The following is a 17,953-nucleotide window of genomic DNA, read 5'->3' as shown; positions in this document are numbered from 1 at the left end:
GCAGATACAATACAGCGCCTTAATTGTCCAACTATTTATAGCGCTCACAAGCGAGCTGTTGAAACCTTGCTGACTAAACTTTTTCAAGCATTTCTTGGGTCATTTTTTCCAAATTGTATTTTGGATTCCAGGCCCACTCTTCTCTAGCGGCTGAATCATCCATACTGTTGGGCCAGGAGTCGGCGATGGCTTGTCTGATTGGATCTATGTCGTATTTGATTTCAAAGTCCGGAATGTACTTCTGAATTTCTTTGGCCAACTCATCTGGCGTAAAATGCATGGCCGTAATGTTAAATGCATTACGGTGTTTTAAACGACTTGCATCTGCTTCCATCAACTGTACCATGGCATCGATGGCATCTGGCATATACATCATATCTAAAGAAGTATTGCGCTTTAAGTAACTGGTGTAGGTGCCGTACTTTTTGGCTTTTCTAAAAATTTCAACCGCATAATCTGTGGTTCCACCACCGGGACGCGTCTCATAAGAAATCAAACCTGGAAAACGCACGCCACGGGTATCGACATCAAATTTATTGTAATAATAATCACAGAGCAATTCACCGCTGACTTTGGTAATACCGTACATGGTTTTTGGACGCATGATAGTTGTTTGTGGAGTATGATCAAGTGGCGTTTCTGGACCAAAAGCACCAATAGAACTGGGGAAAAATAAAGCACACTTGTATTGACGTGCACTTTCCAACATGTTGTACAAACCATTCATGTTTAAATCCCAGGCTAAATTGGGTCTGGTTTCTCCAATAGCAGAAAGCAATGCCGCCATATGGTAAATGGTGCCGACCTCATGAATTTGCATCACACGCGTAATTTGATTGGGATTGAGCACATCTAAAAATTCAAACGGACCGCTGTCTAGCAGCTCTTTGGATTCGGGCATCCGGATATCTGTGGCAATAACCTGATCTGCTCCATAAATATTACGTAAACGGTAAATCAACTCGGTTCCAATTTGCCCTAAGGCACCGGTCACTAAAATTTTTGTTTTCATCAACTTTTCTCCAATCCAATGTGAACAACAACATCATCAATGTTCTCTTGAGTATGATACGATAACTGTTCTATCCCCTCTTTTTTGAGTTGCAAATTAGATAAGGTTTCTTGTTCAATTTTTTTTATGTAGGTTGAAAATGCATGTACAACTTTTTCATCCTCTGCGTGAACAGCTAAATTGATTCTATCTTCTACGTTTAAACCGGATTCTTTTCTAAAATTTTGTACTCTATTGATCAGCTCTCTGGCTTGGCCTTCCTGAATCAAATCTTCACTTAGGTTTTCATCAAAGGCTATCACAAACTGATCTGCAACCGAGCATTCATGTTTAAAGTGACTTTCTTGCGCAAGCTCTAAAACAAAGTATTCATTGGGGTACAGTTCTCCATCAATTTCAAGTGCTTCTCCCGCGGCAATTGTTTCTATTTGTTCAGTGGATAAGTTTTTACACGCTTGGGCAAACGCTTTCATTTTTGCACCCAAAGCTTTACCTACTTTCTTAAAATTAGGCTTAATGGCTTTGGACACCATATTAGAAAAGGTTTCAAACTGAATATTTTTCACATTGAGCTCTTCCTTAATTGTGTCCAGCATGTCTTCAATTAAACTTGCATCACTTTCATTGAGAAAGCCAATATACAAGGTTGCCAAGGGCTGTCTTACTTTTATTTTAAGTTTTTCTCGCAGCTCCCTTCCTAAAGCACTCAACTCACGGGTCAAATCAATTTTTCTTTCTATTGTTCTTTCTTCTTCCGTCAGTTCTAGAGCATCAGAAAAATCTTCCAAGTGGACTGATATTTTTGCTGCCAGTGCATGTCCTAAAGATAAGTTTTGATACAAATAATCTGAGAAAAAGGGTGCCGATGGCGCCAAACATTTACTCAACTCAACCAAGACGGTGTAAAGGCAGGAAAAAGCTTGTTGTTTATCACCATCATTTTCACTTTTCCAAAAACGTCTGCGGCTTCTACGAATATACCAATTGTTTAAGCAGTCTAAAAAGGTGTGAATGGCTGGCATCACGCCTTGCAATTTAAACTCAGACAAATTGTTATTGATCTCATGTTGCATGTTTTTTAGTTTCAATAAAATCCACTGATCCAATTCATGCTCAAAGTTTTGACTAAAATCTGTTTCGGGGTCCCACTCATCCACTGCTGCATAGGTGGCAAAAAAGCTGTAGGCATTCCATACTGGAAGCAACACCTTACGCACCACTTCTTGCATACCTTCTTTAGAAAACTTCATGTCTTCAGCAGCAACGGCACCACTTTGCATCAAATATAAACGCAAAGCATCGGCGCCAATCTCATCTAAGACCACGCTGGGCTCAGGATAATTCTTAAGACGCTTAGACATTTTACGGCCATCTTCTGCCAAAACAATGCCGTTGACCACAACATTTTTGTAAGCTGGTTTATCAAACAAAGCCGTGGATAAAACCATTAAGGTATAGAACCAACCGCGCGTTTGATCCAAGCCTTCAGCAATAAAGTCTGCGGGAAAAACTTTATTCAGTTGTTCATCACTCATCTCAAAGGGGTAATGATTCTGGGCATAAGGCATAGATCCAGATTCAAACCAGCAATCTAAAACATGAGGAACCCGTTTTAAAATATCTCCTGTTTTGGGTGAAACAATCTCTAAATCATCAATAAAATGTTTATGAATATCATTAACTTTTTTACCTGTTAACTGCTCAAGCTCAGCAATACTGCCCACACACAGTTTCTCACCAGTTTCTTCATTGACCCAGACAGGGATAGGATTGCCCCAAAAACGATTGCGCGAGATCGCCCAGTCTTTAACGTTTTCCAACCATTTACCAAAACGACCATCTTTGACATGCTCTGGCACCCAATGCACCTGTTGATTGTTGGCAATCAACTTGTCTTTAATACTGGTGACATTGACAAACCAGGTAGAAATCGCTCTATAAATAAGGGGTGTATCTGAACGGTAACAAAAGGGATAGCTGTGCTGTATGGTTTCTTGCAGCAATAACTGATCTTTATTTTTTAACTGAGCTATAATTGTTTTATTGGCATCTTTAAAGTACTCACCGGCAGCAAGATTATTGTCGGCAATAAAATAACCTTGATTATCCAAATGATCTAAAACTTCTAAGCCATGATTTTTTCCAACTGCGAAATCTTCTTCACCAAAGGCTGGCGCAATATGAACCAAACCTGTTCCAGAATCTGCGGTCACATAGTCTGCTGGATACACCGTAAAACTTTGCTCGTTGCTTAAATCCTCAAAACCAGGAATCAATTGCTCATATTTTAGACCCAGTAAATCTTTGCCTTTTAAAGTTTCAACGATTTGTGCATCTTTCTGACCAGCTTTTTTCTTAACCACAGATTCAAAAAGATCGGCATGAATGTACCATTGTTCACTCTCAACTTTAACTTTGACGTAGTCCATATCTGGATTGACCGCAATGGCCAAGTTGGCCGGTAAAGTCCAAGGCGTGGTGGTCCACACCAAAAAGAAACTATTATCTTGGTCTTTCAACTTAAACTTCACATAGACTGACGGATCTTGCACATCCTGATAATTTAAGTTGGCTTCAAAGTTAGATAGCGGTGAAGCAATGGGCGTAGAATAAGGCAAAACTTTTTTATCTTCATAAATTAAACCCTTTTCCCATAATTGTTTAAATACCGCCCAAACAGACTCCATAAACTCAGGGTCCATGGTCTTGTAATCATTATCAAAGTCAATCCAGCGCCCCATGCGTTCTACGGTTTCACGCCACTCTTGAGTGTAACGCAAGACAATGCTTCGGCAGGTTTCATTGAACTCGGCCACACCATGTTCTACAATATCTTGTCGGCCTTTTAGACCTAGCTGCTTTTCAACCTCAAACTCAACCGGCAAGCCATGGCAATCCCAACCAAAACGTCGCTCAATTTTTTTGCCTTTCATGGCCCAAAACCTGGGAATGACATCTTTAATCATTCCGGCCAATAAATGGCCATAATGCGGTAAACCCGTAGCAAAGGGCGGGCCATCATAAAATGACCAAGGTTCTGCATCTTGGCGTTGTTCTATGCTTTTTTGAAAAACTTGGTTCTCTTTCCAAAAATTTAAAACAGTTTTTTCAAGCTCAGGAAAGTTGATCTTTGATTGTGGCTTTTGTACTTTCACATGCTCTAAATCGCTTAAAATAGTGTTTTGGTCAAGCTTGAACCCCGATCAAGCTATTTTCATCTCTAAATTTTACTCAAGCTATGTCCACATAACCATTTATGTGTTATCCAACATAAATCTGTTGCATATGAATCATAAAATTTAACATTACTGAGATAAAATCATGAAACAAACCAAGCCTCTTTCTGACTTACATATTGCTCAAGCCTGCCAGATGCAGCCTATCAACACAATTGCAGCAAAATTAAATATCGCCCCAGATCATTTGCAACATTATGGCAAATACAAAGCAAAATTACCTTTGGATTTGATTGATGAAGAAAAGATCAAGCACTCCAACCTGATATTGGTTACCGCAATAACCCCCACTCCCGCCGGGGAAGGAAAAACAACGGTATCCATTGGTTTAAATGAAGGGCTTAATAAAATTGGTTGCTCATCTACAGTTGTTTTAAGAGAACCTTCTTTAGGTCCAGTTTTTGGTATCAAGGGTGGCGCAGCTGGTGGAGGGTATTCTCAGGTTGTGCCCATGGAAGATATTAACTTACACTTTACTGGCGATTTTGCTGCCATTGAAAAAGCCAACAATCTGCTTTCAGCACTCATTGACAATAACCTCCAAAGTAAAAAACGCAGTTTAAATTTAGACCCCAGACAAATTTATTGGAAGCGGGTGATGGATATGAATGACCGGGCCTTACGTGAAATAACCATAGGTCTTGGTGGAAGCAGCAATGGTATGCCAAGACAAGAAGGGTTTAACATTACTCCAGCATCTGAGATCATGGCTATTTTGTGCCTGGCTAAAAATAGAAGTGACCTTAAAGAAAAGCTGGGTAATATTTTTGTTGGTTTTACAATGAATGGAAAGCCAGTCTTTGCCAAAGATCTCAATGCCCATGGCGCCATGGCTTTGTTATTAAAAGATGCTATTTTACCCAACTTGGTTCAGAGCTTAGAAGGCAATCCCGCTATTTTACATGGTGGCCCTTTTGCCAACATAGCCCAAGGCACCAATAGTATTTTGGCCACCAAAATGGGCATGTCCTTGTCTGACTATGTGGTCACAGAAGCTGGCTTTGGAGCTGATCTGGGTGCAGAAAAGTTTCTCAATATTAAATGCCCTTATGCTGGCATTGCCCCCAAAGGCGTTGTGATTGTAGCAACCATCAGAGCCCTAAGACACCATGGTGGCGCTAAAAAAGAAAAGCTTAATTCCCCCAATGTAAGTTTAGTCCAAAAGGGTTTTTGCAATCTTAAAAAACATATTGAGAATATTCAGCAGTTTGGCCTTCAACCGGTGGTTGCCCTCAATCACTTTGTTAGCGATAGCCCAGAAGAAATCCAGTATGTGATTGAACAATGTGAGCGGTTAAACATTAAGGCTGTTTTATCCAAAGGTTGGGAACACGGTGGTGAAGGCACAAAAGCCCTAGCACAAGCCGTGGTTGATATGTGTCAATCCAACAATAACTTTAAACCCTTGTATAATTGGCAACTGCCTATTGAAGAAAAAATTCAAATCATTGCACAAAAAATATACGGTGCTTCAACCGTTTATTATGAAAAACAAGCGCAACTGGATTTGAAAAAAATCCAAAAACTGGGTTTGAATGCGCTGCCCGTGTGTATGGCCAAAACCCAAAAATCACTTTCAGATGATGAGCGTTTGATTGGCCTGCCCAAAGATTTTAGCATCACTGTTAGGGAATTTGAATTTGCTGCCGGCGCAGGCTTTATTATCCCTATATTAGGAAAAATGATGCGCATGCCGGGCTTACCAGACACTCCCGCCGCTGAGCATATGGATATAGATGCGGATGGGCAGATTTTTGGTTTGTCTTAATTTGTTTTTTTCATCCCGCATAAACGAAGAACCAACAAAGAGCCTAAGCTGAGAATTAAACCTGGATACATGGGTTCTAAACCAAATGGATAGTGATCATACGATCCAAACTCATGCCACCAGCCAATACTTAAACAAACAAAAGAGACCATGGGTGCTGCCAACATAATGTAAGCTGCACTATGTTGCGGGTAACGCAGTTTAGGATAGTAACAGCCTATAACAGGAATCAGTAAGCCTGGAACCATCACACTGGCAATGCTGTACCAAAGCTGAATCACAGAAGGAACGTAGAGTGCTAAGCTCGCTGCAAAAAGTAAAGAAACAATGAGTCCGAGTTTGGTCAATTGCGTTTCTGAATACCTTTTAAAGTATGTTAATCTCCCCAAAATATCTTTACCCAGTGACATGCCAGAAATAAAGCCCGTGGTATTTAAAGTAGACATCACCACCGCAAACATCGCCACCCAAAAAATGCCTAGTAAACCCGCAGGTAAAATATTTTTTGCTAAAATTGGATAGGTCCATAAGGCATTCTCTAAATCAGGGTAAGCCGCTTTGGCATACAGTGCCGTAGAAATACTCATGCAGTCAAAGATAAACCAAAACACAATAGAGCTTAAAATACCTTTAAAGGCGGTACTGGTATTTTTGGCTGCCGCGCAACGTTGATAAAACGAGGGCTCTACCAAGGTCCATAAGGCAATAAAAAACCAGACCATGATAAATTGCATAGAATTACCGCCGTGCCATGTTTGATGCACATCCGGCAAGTTGCTTTTTAAAAAATCTAACCCTCCAAAACTTTTGATACTGAAAAAAAATAAGACCGCAAAACCTAAGTACATCAAAACAAACTCAAAGATATCTGTGTACAAGTCTGACAAAAACCCACCTTTAAATAGGTATACCGTTGAGAAAATTAGGCCAATCAGCATACAAAACCATGGCGACCAGCCACTTAAAGTTTGCAATAAAACTGAAAACATTAAAACATAAGGGGCAGGGCTACTTAGAAAAAAGACCCAGGCACTGGCAAGCATAGCCGCTTTTTTTCCGTAAACGGCTTCTACTTGATCCGGCAAACTAATATGTTGATTGCCTCTTATTTTTCTAGCCAGTAAAAAAGCAAAGACAATAGCAAATATATAATACGGTAATCCTTGAATCACCCAGTTGGAAAAGCCATAAAGATAAGTAAACTCACCTACACCCAATATACCCCCATACCAAGATGAGGTTAAGGTCATTACAAACAAGGGAAGCGTTAATTTGCGTCCCCCCAATAAAAAGCTTTCACTAGAATCGTGCTTTGCTTGGGCAAAAAACCCTACGCCCACGAGTACTAAAAAATAAAGGCTTATAATGCCGTAATCAATACCGTTTAACTCAATACTCATGTTACGTCCGGGATTAAAACCTGTAATGTATTGAAATCTGCGGCAAGTGTGAACATATTTAACATACAGCTCGCTGAACAATACCGTTTAAAAACGCTAGGACTGTTATGATTTTTCAGCAACAATGTTTGATTCATGTCTCTCCTTACGCCGGTATCACCCGGATCAAGTTAAACGGTCAATGCATGCAATTTGCAATTTCTCAGACTCAAAGCAGAGTCTCCCGCGGAATAATGTGTATCTGTCCCCTACCCTTAATTAAATTCACTTGCTCTGTAAAGTAAAAAGTACCCAAAGATACCGGCTACCTTTGGGTACCATCACTCAATTATTTTTTACTAAAACTAAAAATGCATGCATAACCAGACTTTATGTTAATGCTTACATCTTCATGAGTCACTTCATTACTAACACCAATGTCTCCTGGTTTCATCACAGCATTTTCAAGTTCGTATTTTAGGCCCTTTAGGGTTATGCCATCACACTGGCCAAAAGGAATAAAGCTTAATGTCTGCCCCACCTTACATTTTTTTTGCCAGTGCCCAATCACGGGATAAGCAACATAATCTTTACCTATAACCTTAATATTTAATTGTTCGCAGTAATGTTTCAAGACAATAAAGTTGGCTATGGCGTAATCGGCTCTTCCACCTTCTAAACCCAGTATATTCACATTTTTAACACCCTGATCTACGCAATAATCCAAAGCTTTTTCTAAATCACATTGGTATTGAGACGGTTTATGAATGATCTCAGTTGTATCTTGAAAAAAATCTTTGGTTTTTGAGGTCAATGAATCTAAATCACCAATGATAACTTTAGGTGTACAGTTGATTTTTTTCATCTCATTGGCAGCCCCATCACAACAAATTATAAAATCAAACTTATGTACTTGCGCTTGCAAAAAGTCTAAATCTTCAAAAACATGATTGGCTATTATTAAAACAGATTGTTGCATATAAAATTCTGAAACAGGAGTTTATCATTTGATACAAAGATGTCCCAACAAAGTCCATTATAAAATAAATGAGCATAAAATCACCAAACACAGAACAAGATAAGTATCTGATTTTATTTGCTTTATTTATGGCACACGCTTTGCTCTTTAAATAACCATGAACAACAACAAACCAAGTCTTAGTGAAACCATCGATGCTATTTTTTATGATTTAGAATTAGATCTTCATCAAGCTCTGCGTAATTACGAGCAAGATTTGCAAATCATTATGCAAGACACCAAGAAGCAATTAAAAAAATGACGCTAGTCTTGTTTTACTTGCTGCCAAAGCTGATCCAATTCATCAAAGCTGCTTGAAGTAAAATCTTTTTGCTCAGCTTTTAGTTTGTCTTCTACAGCATAGAAACGTTTTTGAAACTTCTTTATGGCTTCTTGCAGAGCTCCTTCGGCATCAAGACCTTCGTGTCTAGCTAGACTGCATAGAGCAAACAACATATCGCCTAATTCTTCATTTTTTTCAGCTTCTGTTTGCGCTTGTGTGAGCTCTAATAACTCTTCTTTTACTTTTGCATAAACATCGTCTTTACTTTTCCAGTCAAAACCAAACTTGGCCGCTTTTTTAGATACTTTTTGTGCCTTGCTTAATCCTGGTAAAGTTTGACATACATGCAATAATTTTTTATTCTTTTTTAAACCTTCTTGGTCTTTGATCAATTCCCATTGCTGCTCAACATCTTGTTCAGTATCAATACCTTCAGTATCACCAAACACATGCGGATGCCGTCTAATCATTTTTTCACAAATGCCCCTTGCAACATCTTCTATAGCAAAGCTCTTTCTTTCACTGGCCAGTTGCGCATGAAAATAAACTTGCAGTAACAAGTCACCCAATTCATCTTTAATGGCAAGGTCATCTTCACTATCAATGGCTTCAACAACTTCATAAGCTTCTTCTAGGCAATATTGTTTTAAGCTTGCATGTGTTTGCTCTTTATCCCAAGGACAACCTTGATCACCTCTGAGCTCTTGCATGATAGTTTCAAGTTTCTTCAACCAACTTTTATTTTTACTCTCTTCTGCACTCATAATTGCATAGCATCCCATCTAAAGTTTTGACTTTTGGGTTCATGGCCAAGCGTATGCACCATAAAACGGTGCACCAATTGCCCCAAAAAACGAACATCTTGTGAACTGTAATTCAATTGGCCCTCATGATGAATCATTTTTGCCAGCATAGGGTTAACCCACATACCCTGCCCTGCAACATAACACTGTTTGCACAACGTTCCGCCTTTTTCGAAAGAAAAATAAAACCGTTCATGCTGCTGTTGTTCTTTTGCACAATGGACACAGTTGTATAAATGCGGCTTATAACCTAACATAGATAACAATTCAAAATCCATTTTGAGATAATCAATACTGCTCTGACAATGCCCTTGAGCAACTTTGTTTAAAGTTTCTTCCCACCACATAAAAAGGGATTCTTGCTTTTGTTCATCGGCCAAAAGTTTTTTTAAACACTCTGATAAATAGCTCATACTGGCCAAGGCTTTTAAGTTGGATCGTAAAGGGTAAAATGCGTTGATCAGTTGGGTTTTTTCCAGTCGCCACAAAAAACTACTTTTAGATTTAGGCGGTTTAATTTGAATCTGCAAAAAAGAAAAAAGATCAATCCCTCCAGCAAAACGCTTTTTGCTTTTTTTTGCTGCCACAGCAAATGCAGAGATCTTGCCAAAGTCTTTGGTTAAAAGTGAAACAATCATATCACTTTCACCATACACACTATTGGATAGAACAATGGCTTGCGTTTTTTCTTCAGTCATTCGCTCGTCTTTTTAAACTGGTGTCTTTATCAAACTGATGTCGCCTTTGACTGTCATAAGCAAAAACTTTAAGTTTTTTAGGGTACAATTGAATGCTTAGCTGATTTCCATTTTTAAATGAAATCTTTTTATGGGCTCCATCAAAAAAAATCATCCCTTGCCGCATCTTAGAAACAACATGCAACACGTCTTTTTTATTCAATACTGCCCTGGAAGGTTTTCGTTTTTCTAACGGTGCATGGTAATTTTCTCGGACATAAAACATGTAAGACTCATCTTCAAGCGGGAGAACCTCCCCTCCTGTACTACGCATAGCTCCTGTTGAACCAGCGGCTGTTGAAACCCACAAACCAGAAGATTTATAACTGTATTTATTTTTACCAAATTTTAAATCAAAGCGAGATGTTTCAGCCGGGTTTGTGCTAGTGATGAGACAGTCATTCAAAACAGGGGGCATAAACGTATCTTCATTAAGACACATTTGAAGACGAGAAATATGATATTGCGGTATATTATTTTGCATAATTCCGTTAAGTGTTTTTTTGAGCTGCTTTACATTAATGGCACAGTACATTCCCACACTTCTTTTTGGATCAGAGTTTATGCCCAGCATAGGCTTTTCAAGGGTATGACGAGCAGCATCTAAAAATGTCCCATCCCCGCCAATGGTTATAATAAGATCTGCCCAATCTTCATTAAATTTTCTTGCTCTATGAATAAACTTGGTTTCAATATTGAGTTGGCTTAGTACTTGACGCGCATAGTCTATGCTTTTGTGATGTGCCTCATGACTTGGGATAAACTGAGCCACTGAAGGATGTTTTTGCTTTAACAAATTTAAAAAATGTGGATCTTTTTTTTCTAAAGCATACAACTCATAACTGCTTTTTTTATAAACAACAACTGCTCGCTTAATATTCATATACCCTTTATCCAATCGCTATATTGTGCCTGCGCCCAATACCAAATGCTTTTTGTGAGACTTTCAAAATGGGTGGCGCTTGCCTACGTTTAAACTCACTTCTCTTAACCAAAGCCACTATTTTTTTAACCACTTCTTCTTCATAGCCTTGTTTCACAATATCATTGACAGACTGCAACTGCTCTAAATACATATACAGGACCTTGTCCAAAATATCATAATGTGGCAAGCTATCAGAGTCTTTTTGATCTTCCCTTAACTCAGCTGAGGGTGCTCTCTTGATAATAATTTGCGGAATAATTTCGTGATCTTTATTGCACCACTGAGCCAATTCATAAACCTGATGTTTGTATAAATCTCCAATAACAGACAAGCCTCCAATCAAGTCACCGTATAAGGTAGAATAGCCCACAGCCAGTTCAGATTTATTGCTGGTATTTAAAACCATACCCCCAAACTTATTGCTGTACGCCATCAACAAGGTGCCTCTGATTCTTGCCTGAATATTTTCTTCGGTCACGTTGGCTGCTTGATCTAAAAAAACAGACTCTAAACTTTGATCAAAGCTTTTTCTCAAGCTATCAATAGCAATACATTTTAACTCTAGCTCAAGGTTTTTACATAAGCTTTCAGCCCCTTCTTGTGAAATCTGAGCCGAGTATTGAGAAGGCATGTAGATTGGGATTACATTATTTTTACCCAAAGCTTCACAGGCTATGGCCAAGACCAAAGCAGAATCAATGCCACCAGATAAGCCAATAATGGCTTTGGATTGATGGGTTTTAACAAAAAAGTCTTTTAAGCCCATACATAAGGCCTGCCATAGCAAGGCCACAGCTTGCTGAGAGCTCGTTTGCGTTAAAGCTACATTTTCTTGTGTTAGATCATAACTTGAAAAATCTTCGCTAAACTTTGACGAACGGTGTAACACCTCCCCCTGGGCAGACATAACTGTACTCTCCCCGTCAAAAAGTATTTCATCATTACCTCCCACCAAGTTCACATAAACCATGGGGCAATTCAGTTGTTTTACAGCTCTGTGCAGGACCTGCTGGCGAAGTTTTTCTTTACCCACGTAATAGGGTGATGCCGATATATTCACCAATAAATCAACTTTGTTTTCTTGCAATTGATCCAATGGGTCACTCTCATATTTAAAGTGCTCTTCTTCCACAAAATCTTCCCAGATATCTTCGCAAATCAAAACGGCTATTTTTTGATCTTTGTAGTTGAATACCAAAGGTTGCGTATGATCTGGCGAAAAGTAACGCCGTTCATCAAACACATCATAATTAGGTAGTAAGCTTTTATGCGCAATATGCTGAATTTTTCCTTCACCCATAACATACGCAGCGTTATAAATTGCAGAAGAAGTTTTATGGGGTGCCCCTACAATAAACCACATGTCTCCACTGTTTTTGGCCAAGCTTTCTAAATGCAATTCAAGCTCTCTTAAAAAGCCAGAGGAAAACCTTGCATCTGTCAGAGGATAGCCAGTCAAACTTAATTCAGGAAAAATACATAAATCAACATTTTGACTGTGCGCCTTCTCCAGCATAGACAGTATTGCGTCTTTGTTAAAAGCCAAGTTATTTACACGTGTATTGATTTGGGCAATGCCTATGCGCATGGTTCAAACCTTATACTCCATGTCTATTGTTATATCAAACAAGCTCTGCAATTCCTCAAGCTTCTTAAACTGAGCAAGTTGTCAAATACCTTTAAAAACCATTCAGCTTTTAGCCTTATTTCACAGCAATCATGGTTTTAATTTTACTGAATTTTTTCTCTCCAATGCCATCAACATATTTAAGGTCATTGATGGATTGAAAAGGTTTTATTTTGCGACGTTCAATAATACGTATCGCTAAAGTTTTTCCAATACCTGGTAAATACTCCAAATCTTTTAAACTTGCTGTGTTCAGGTTAATTAACATTTTTTTCTGCTTTAACACTTTAGCCGGTTTAATGGACTCTGTATTTTGCCCCAGAACTATAGGGTCTTGAAACATTTGTGTTAAGGCCAACAAAGCCAACAATGATACGTTATTTACTTTCATTTTATCCTCCTTAAATTTTTCAATTTTTAAAGAGTATTCAATTTTTATACCATGGTTGCTTGAAGTATTAAGACAACTCTTGGCATCTAAACAGCAATCCAGTGACCGATTATCCAACAGTATCATCTAAATCAGGTCAGTATAAGTCTGCAATCATACAGCGAAAAAAACACAAGCCAGTGAGCCACACAAACTATTCTCTTCGTTGCTGGCCCATGCTCAGCGGAACGCAATCTGAATCAAACGTAGAATCTGGACTTAAACAATCTAAAACATCCTCTGGCAACTCTTCAGATTTTAAATTGTTTTGACGTTGCAAAGCATGATATTTAAAATAACCCATCGTATGCAACTGCAAAATCGTACTAAAGCTATAAAGAATATCTTTATTGGCATACTCCATATAGACATCTCGAGACCGTTTAATTCTGGCAAAAAGTATTTCAATTGTATACTTTTCATTCTTAACCAAAGTTTGAGCAACATTATTTAGATCCCATTGTCCAGATGAGTTTTGAAATGCCTTGACAATGTCTGGGTTGTTCACATAGCCATCGATTACAAAACTCAAAGCTGTAAAAAGACCAAATTCAGCTATACCTACGGTTGAAAATATCCAGTGATCTCTGCCATTGCGGGGTGCATTATCGGGTTGTTGACCGTCTTTTTCTAAAACTCTGTTTTCTTGAAATATTTGAAAAAAATAAGCTAAATCACGATTAGCAATAGCTTCTGAACGATCGTACTTATCTTGAGCAACAAAAAGTGGCGTATGTATAAAAGCATCTGGACCGACATTTTTTTTATCGAGATTAGGAAAAAAGCCTTTTATTCCAAGGGGTAGCAACCTATGCTCAGCTAACCAGTCTTGCGCAAAATCTTTAATTTCATCATCATAGTATTCGTAGCATAAAATATAACGTCCAGAATCTGCAAGAACGCCATATTTATCAGCCATTGCTTTTATATGTGTGTTATTGTCCTTGATAACGTCAATATCACAATGTTGTCGCCAACCCTTTAAGCTACCATCTAAAAATGATCGAACAAGATTTTTCTTATGATGCATTCTCGCCATACTATGGATAGCAGGTGCTTGAGCCAAAGCTATAAATGAAAATAACAAACCAAAGTACAGTATTGATTTAAAAATATTTTGTTTTAATAGATAGTTTTCCCTCACTCTATGTATCGAATTACATAGTTAAGGACTGGATGCAAATAATTTATTTATGTATATACTATTTTCACCCCCATCTCTTTAGACTTCCAATCAGGGAACTTGCTCAAATTTACTGACTGTTGTATATAGCTCAAGCAAAAAATTGGAGAGGTGTCCGAGTGGCCGAAGGAGCTCGCTTGGAAAGCGAGTAAACGGAGAGAACCTCCGTTTCGGGGGTTCGAATCCCCCTCTCTCCGCCATTGAAACATGGACGTTCCGTTTCAATGGCCTTTAACGACTAATCCCTAAGCCTCAAACCTTTCTAGAGACGGATTCGAACCTCGCGCCTAAGGCGCGATTCGTTCAAGCAATATGGCTTTGAAGTCTTTACGCTGATAATCATGCGCAGAAAGACCTCAAGCATGAACAAAACCATGGCGTTTTTGAATATGGAAGCAAAAATCTCAAAGTTATAAGAACACTGAAAAGTGAAACCTATCACAGGAAATGAATTGGACTGTTTATTTTTGTCCGGCGGGTTATCCCACAATCGGTTACGGTCAAGTTGTCAGAAACGACGAGGACTTTGCAGCAGACATCGATGAAACAAAGGCTGAGGAATTACTGCGCCAAGATGCTCAGATTGCAGAGCGTGCTGTTCTGTTCTTGATTAACGTGCCGCTAACAGACAGCCAGTTTGATGCGCTGGTTATTTCCAACCCCAAGCTGCTGGAAATCCCCCTGCAACACTTTAAGCAGATGAAATTAGTCAATACATTTTGCTGGCTGGATGAGTATACTCAAGCATTTGCATGAGCATATTGCTGACCTCTACAAAATAGTTATTCAGTTGCTATGCGGTGAATAACACCCTTAATTAATCGCATTTTCTACGGCAATTATACTTTTCATTGACTCACACTTCAAATATCCATATATCTAGTTATATGGATAAATTGAATGTTATAAATACATTAGATGCGCTGGCTCAGGAAAGCCGTTTGGATATTTTTCGCTTGCTGGTGGAGAAAGGGCCTGATGGCATCATGATGGGTGCAATTGGAAACAAGCTTGGACTACCCCATGCAACATTGTCATTTCATTTGGATAAGTTGCGCCAGTCAGGTTTGGTCGAAAACGAAAAGCAGGGCCGGGCAACCATCTATCGTGCAAATTACGATGTCTTGGTAGGGACCATTCAATACCTAACCGATAATTGCTGTAAAGAAAGCGATATGACTTGCCGCATTGAAATCAAAGAGAAAACCTGTTGTTAGAAAAGGAAATCATCATGAAATTATCAGACGTTAAAAAAGTATTATCCGAATTGTCAGCCGTTAGTTTCAAATTACCCGATGGCAGCTATGTGCCGCAGCATTTTCATGTGACCGAAGTTGGTCTTGTTACTAAGCTTTTTATTGATTGCGGTGGTGTGGAGCGTAAAGAAACGGTTGTGAACTTTCAGCTATGGGAAGCTGGTGACTATGACCACCGTATTGCCCCACAAAAGTTCCTAAGCATTCTTGATATCTCTAAAAAAGTGATTGGCGATGCCGATGATCTCGACATTGAAGTAGAATATCAGCAATCTACTATCGGCAAATTTGGTCTCATGTTTGATGGCACTGATTTTATTCTGGTGAATAAACAAACAGACTGCTTAGCCAAAGATGCGTGTGGCATTCCTGAAAAAGAAGATCAAGTTCAGGACTCATGTTGTTCAGCAAAGAGCGGATGTTGCTAAATGAAAAACGTCCTTTTCCTCTGCACTGGTAATTCATGCCGTTCGGTCATGGCCGAAGCGTTAATCAATAGCCTTGGCGCAGGACAATATAAAGCCGTAAGTGCCGGTAGCAAGCCCGCAGGTTATGTGCACCCTAAATCCATAGAAACGCTCAAGCGCCATGGAATTGAAGTGGGAAGTCCGCGTAGCAAATCATGGGATGAATTTGAAGGTACAAATTTTGATCTGGTGATTACGGTTTGTGATGCCGCTGCCGCCGAGAGCTGCCCAGTATTTCTGGGCAAGCACGAAAAGTTGCATTGGAGTACGCCTGATCCTGCTGCAGTAACTGGTAACGAAGAAGAAATAAACGCCGCATTTGACGAGGCTTACGACAAACTAAAGGCAAGAATAGAAAGTGAATTACTATGAGTACAGAACCATCTCCTATGGGTATCTTCGAACGCTATCTTTCCGTTTGGGTTGGCTTATGTATCGCCGCTGGGGTTGGACTTGGTTTACTTGTGCCAAGCGCATTCCAAACCATCGCATCCCTTGAATATGCCAGCGTCAATATGGTCGTTGCTGTGTTTATCTGGGTGATGATTTACCCGATGATGGTGAATGTCGATTTTGCCAGCATCAAAGATGTGGGCAAGAAGCCTAAGGGACTGTGCATTACGCTGGTTGTGAACTGGCTGATTAAACCCTTCACTATGGCAGCGCTTGGCATTCTATTCTTCGAATATATCTTTGCCGGGCTAATCGATCCACAAGATGCCAAGGAATATATTGCGGGGATGATCCTGCTTGGTGTTGCACCTTGTACAGCGATGGTGTTTGTATGGAGTCAGCTTGTAAAGGGTGATGCCAATTACACGCTGGTGCAGGTGTCTATTAACGACATCATTATGATTTTTGCCTTTGCGCCGCTGGTGGCGCTGCTGCTGGGTGTGACGGATATTATCGTGCCTTGGGAAACGCTACTGCTCTCAGTTGCGCTTTATGTGCTGATCCCATTGACAGCTGGCTATGTGACACGCAAGAAGTTCGATGGTTCGGGTAACCACGAACGCATTGATAAATTTACCGCGCAGATCAAGCCGTTCTCGATTATGGGGTTATTAGCTACAGTCGTCTTGCTCTTCGGTTTTCAAGCGGAAACGATTATCGACAAACCTCTGGTCATTGCGTTGATCGCTGTACCTTTGTTGATACAAGGATACGGCATTTTTGCCATCGCATATGGATGGGCGTATTTGTGGCGCGTGCCATTCAGCACTGCTGCACCTGCTGCGCTGATCGGCACATCGAATTTCTTTGAACTCGCCGTCGCGGTTGCCATCAGTCTGTTTGGCCTGAACTCCGGCGCAGCTCTTGCCACAGTGGTTGGCGTACTGGTAGAAGTGCCTATGATGTTATCATTGGTCGCTTTTGCTAACCGAACACGAGGTTATTTTAAGTAATAGTTGTTTCCAATGAAGGCAAACGGGATTCGAACCTGCGGTATGGTACCGTATCAGCTTGCATTAAAGGGTTAATGCTACCCAGTATTAAAGGTGCGAACCGTCAGTACCGTAGCAACAAAAACCTTGATTTTGTTATCTTTCAGGACGATTATTGTTGCAACTCAATGGTAGGTGTAGAGGATTCGAACCCCAAAGGGGGTCAATACACCGCCATTTTTTTCACTAACCCTATTCAATATTCAATCAAATTACTTAGCTACGCGCTTCAATCTTTTTAGAGGGATTCGAAGCTCGCGCCTTTGGCGCGGTTTGTTTGTCTATTTGGCTCGCTACGCGAGCATGGCCCTCTCTCCGCCATTTGATTTTGAAAGTTGAAACGAAAAAGCCATAAGTAGCTCAAATAATAACTTAAAGGTTTAT

17 protein-coding genes, 1 tRNA gene and 1 riboswitch are annotated in these 17,953 nt (G+C 39.7%); of the genes, 8 read left to right on the top strand and 10 right to left on the bottom strand.

The genetic code is table 11. From position 1 onward, the window contains the following. Positions 1 to 73 precede the first annotated feature (73 nt). Both MRY82_04490 and ileS read right to left on the bottom strand, forming a co-directional pair. Positions 74 to 1,012, bottom strand: a complete 939-nt coding sequence (locus tag MRY82_04490) for an L-threonine 3-dehydrogenase (GenBank protein MCI5072186.1) — start codon at positions 1,010 to 1,012, stop codon at positions 74 to 76. After that, positions 1,012 to 4,167, bottom strand: a complete 3,156-nt coding sequence (gene ileS / locus MRY82_04485) for an isoleucine--tRNA ligase (protein MCI5072185.1) — start codon at positions 4,165 to 4,167, stop codon at positions 1,012 to 1,014. The genes MRY82_04490 and ileS overlap by 1 nt, the downstream gene beginning before the upstream one ends. 166 nt (positions 4,168 to 4,333) lie before the next feature. On the opposite strand from ileS, the gene MRY82_04480 reads away from it, so the two are divergent. Then, positions 4,334 to 6,016, top strand: coding sequence for a formate--tetrahydrofolate ligase (locus MRY82_04480; GenBank protein MCI5072184.1), 1,683 nt, complete (start codon positions 4,334 to 4,336; stop codon positions 6,014 to 6,016). Here the strand turns inward: MRY82_04480 and MRY82_04475 are convergent. Together MRY82_04475 and MRY82_04470 are read right to left on the bottom strand one after the other, a co-directional pair. Next, positions 6,013 to 7,416 (bottom strand): sodium:solute symporter family protein, encoded by a 1,404-nt coding sequence (locus tag MRY82_04475; protein ID MCI5072183.1) that lies wholly within the window; start codon positions 7,414 to 7,416, stop codon positions 6,013 to 6,015. The two genes, MRY82_04480 and MRY82_04475, sit on opposite strands and share 4 nt — an antisense overlap. A gap of 125 nt (positions 7,417 to 7,541) precedes the next feature. Next, positions 7,542 to 7,653, bottom strand: a riboswitch (TPP riboswitch). Positions 7,654 to 7,744: 91 nt separating this feature from the next. Continuing rightward, positions 7,745 to 8,374 carry a thiamine diphosphokinase gene (locus MRY82_04470; protein MCI5072182.1) on the bottom strand — a complete coding sequence of 210 codons (630 nt, stop codon included), beginning with the start codon at positions 8,372 to 8,374 and terminating at the stop codon, positions 7,745 to 7,747. A gap of 157 nt (positions 8,375 to 8,531) precedes the next feature. On the opposite strand from MRY82_04470, the gene MRY82_04465 reads away from it, so the two are divergent. Beyond that, entirely contained in the window at positions 8,532 to 8,675 is a 144-nt protein-coding gene (locus tag MRY82_04465) for a hypothetical protein (protein ID MCI5072181.1), read from the top strand. Between the two features lie 2 nt (positions 8,676 to 8,677). Here the strand turns inward: MRY82_04465 and mazG are convergent, their stop codons facing one another. From mazG to MRY82_04435, 6 genes are all read right to left on the bottom strand, one after another. Beyond that, positions 8,678 to 9,460: a nucleoside triphosphate pyrophosphohydrolase gene (gene mazG, locus MRY82_04460; GenBank protein MCI5072180.1), complete on the bottom strand. Its 783-nt coding sequence runs from the start codon at positions 9,458 to 9,460 to the stop codon at positions 8,678 to 8,680. Further along, positions 9,457 to 10,197, bottom strand: a complete 741-nt coding sequence (recO, locus tag MRY82_04455) for a DNA repair protein RecO (GenBank protein ID MCI5072179.1) — start codon at positions 10,195 to 10,197, stop codon at positions 9,457 to 9,459. Before recO ends, mazG begins: the two co-directional genes overlap by 4 nt. Beyond that, positions 10,190 to 11,119 (bottom strand): NAD(+)/NADH kinase, encoded by a 930-nt coding sequence (locus tag MRY82_04450; GenBank protein ID MCI5072178.1) that lies wholly within the window; start codon positions 11,117 to 11,119, stop codon positions 10,190 to 10,192. The genes recO and MRY82_04450 overlap by 8 nt, the downstream gene beginning before the upstream one ends. Before the next feature lie 7 nt (positions 11,120 to 11,126). Further along, the gene (locus MRY82_04445; GenBank protein MCI5072177.1) at positions 11,127 to 12,749 is read right to left on the bottom strand and encodes an NAD+ synthase; all 1,623 of its coding nucleotides are present in this window, start codon (positions 12,747 to 12,749) and stop codon (positions 11,127 to 11,129) included. Positions 12,750 to 12,864: 115 nt separating this feature from the next. Then, a complete protein-coding gene (locus MRY82_04440) occupies positions 12,865 to 13,179 on the bottom strand; it encodes a helix-hairpin-helix domain-containing protein (protein ID MCI5072176.1) in 315 nt (104 codons plus the stop codon). A 193-nt stretch (positions 13,180 to 13,372) separates the two neighbouring features. After that, on the bottom strand, positions 13,373 to 14,362 hold the full coding sequence (locus MRY82_04435) for a hypothetical protein (GenBank protein ID MCI5072175.1): 990 nt from the start codon (positions 14,360 to 14,362) through the stop codon (positions 13,373 to 13,375). A gap of 144 nt (positions 14,363 to 14,506) precedes the next feature. On the opposite strand from MRY82_04435, the gene MRY82_04430 reads away from it, so the two are divergent. The 6 genes from MRY82_04430 (at position 14,507) to arsB (ending at position 17,530) form a co-directional block, all read left to right on the top strand. Continuing rightward, positions 14,507 to 14,601: transfer RNA gene (locus tag MRY82_04430), tRNA-Ser, on the top strand. Between the two features lie 247 nt (positions 14,602 to 14,848). Next, positions 14,849 to 15,157 carry a lysozyme gene (locus MRY82_04425; GenBank protein ID MCI5072174.1) on the top strand — a complete coding sequence of 103 codons (309 nt, stop codon included), beginning with the start codon at positions 14,849 to 14,851 and terminating at the stop codon, positions 15,155 to 15,157. Positions 15,158 to 15,288: 131 nt separating this feature from the next. Beyond that, entirely contained in the window at positions 15,289 to 15,618 is a 330-nt protein-coding gene (locus MRY82_04420; GenBank protein ID MCI5072173.1) for a metalloregulator ArsR/SmtB family transcription factor, read from the top strand. A 14-nt stretch (positions 15,619 to 15,632) separates the two neighbouring features. Then, complete coding sequence (locus MRY82_04415; protein ID MCI5072172.1) at positions 15,633 to 16,085, top strand: DUF6428 family protein; 453 nt, start codon at positions 15,633 to 15,635, stop codon at positions 16,083 to 16,085. Positions 16,086 to 16,133: 48 nt separating this feature from the next. Beyond that, positions 16,134 to 16,496 carry an arsenate reductase ArsC gene (locus tag MRY82_04410; protein ID MCI5072171.1) on the top strand — a complete coding sequence of 121 codons (363 nt, stop codon included), beginning with the start codon at positions 16,134 to 16,136 and terminating at the stop codon, positions 16,494 to 16,496. After that, positions 16,493 to 17,530, top strand: a complete 1,038-nt coding sequence (gene arsB / locus MRY82_04405) for an ACR3 family arsenite efflux transporter (GenBank protein ID MCI5072170.1) — start codon at positions 16,493 to 16,495, stop codon at positions 17,528 to 17,530. Before MRY82_04410 ends, arsB begins: the two co-directional genes overlap by 4 nt. The last annotated feature ends 423 nt before the right edge of the window (positions 17,531 to 17,953 follow it).

Source organism: bacterium (genome assembly GCA_022763185.1).
Lineage (GTDB): Bacteria > Bdellovibrionota_G > JALEGL01 > JALEGL01 > JALEGL01 > JALEGL01.
Note: the sequence above shows the minus strand (reverse complement) of the source record. Positions and strands in the feature narration are given on the sequence as shown.